Annotated in this window: 1 protein-coding gene and 1 pseudogene; both read left to right on the top strand. The window is 74.3% G+C overall.

The window, feature by feature from the left end; all coding sequences use genetic code 11:
- Positions 1-16: 16 nt before the first annotated feature.
- Positions 17-217 (top strand): annotated as a pseudogene (locus tag EAO72_RS43670) (phosphatase PAP2 family protein); the annotation flags it as partial.
- On the top strand, positions 150-794 hold the full coding sequence (locus tag EAO72_RS40970) for a histidine phosphatase family protein (RefSeq protein ID WP_148022470.1): 645 nt from the start codon (positions 150-152) through the stop codon (positions 792-794). The pseudogene EAO72_RS43670 and the gene EAO72_RS40970, both read left to right, overlap by 68 nt.
- Positions 795-1,255 lie beyond the last annotated feature (461 nt).

The raw sequence follows: 1,255 nt of genomic DNA, 5'->3' as shown, positions 1-1,255 counted from the left end.
TGCCACCACCGCGCCAGTGCCGCGCCACCGGCCCCGCTGGTGGACCGAGCTCCCGCTCCTGGCCCTGGTGTACGGGGCGTACTCGGGCGGCAGACTCCTGGTCCGGGGCGACGTGTCCACCGCCGTCGACCACGGGCTGAGCATCCTGGATCTCGAGAAGGCGCTCTTCCTCAACGCCGAGCACCCGCTCAACCGGCTGTTCACCGCGCATCCTGCTGGCCCGGCACGGCCGGACGGAATGGTCCGTCAAGGGCAATCACACCGGCAGGACGGACATTCCGCTGCTCGACTCGGGGCGGGAGGGGGCCAAGCTGCTCGGCGAGCGGCTGCACCGCGGGCCCTGGGCGGACCTGCCCGGCCTGGAGATCCGCACCAGCCCGCTCGTGCGGGCGTCCGAGACGTGCGCGATCGCGGGGTTCGGCGAGCGGGCGGAGCCGTGGGACGCGCTGATGGAGTGGGACTACGGGGCGTACGAAGGAATGACGCCGGCCGAGATCAAGGCGATCCGCCCGGACTGGTTCATCTGGCGCGATGGAGTTCCGGAGGGCGAGACCCTGGCCCAGGTGTCGGCCCGGGCCGACGAGGTCGTCGAGTGGGCGCGGTCGGCCGACCGCGATGTCCTGGTCTTCGGCCACGGCCACATCCTGCGGGTGCTGGGGTCGCGCTGGCTGGGCGAGGACGCGTCGTTCGCGGCGCGCATCCGCCTGGACCCGACGTCACTGTCGGTCCTGGGCTGGGCGTACGGGGCGCCGGCGCTGGAGCGGTGGAACGACACGGGGCACCTGGAGCGGTAGCGCGCGGGCGCGCCTGTGGGGGTGCGCCTCAGCCCCCCGGGGTGTACCTCAGCCTGCCCGGCGTTTGAGGGCGGAACCGTCAGCCCGGAGGGGGGTGGGTATCCGGTCTGCCCTGGGGGTGCACCTCAGCCTGCCCGGCGTTTGAGGGCGGAACCGTCAGCCCGGACCGGGGCAGGAAGTCCAGCCTGCCCGGCGCTTGAGGGCGAAGACCCGCGCCCGGGACCGGGGCGCACGGTTCCGTCCTCAAGCGCCGGACGGGCTGGGGTGGCCGGGACCGGGGCGCACGGTTCCGYCCTCAAGCGCCGGACGGGCTGGGGTGGCCCGGTCCGCGGGGTTGTCCTCAAGCGCCGGGCCGGCTCGATTGCGCGGGCGGATCCGGCGGGGCGCCGACCTACGCGCCCGCGGACATCGCATGGCGGTCCAGGAAGTCCTTGACATCCACCGAGCCCCGGCCCCGGGGG

This window comes from Streptomyces sp. OR43, from assembly GCF_008042275.1.
GTDB lineage: Bacteria > Actinomycetota > Actinomycetes > Streptomycetales > Streptomycetaceae > Streptomyces.
The sequence above is the reverse complement of the archived record's forward strand: the minus strand, read 5'-3'. Positions and strand labels throughout refer to the sequence as shown.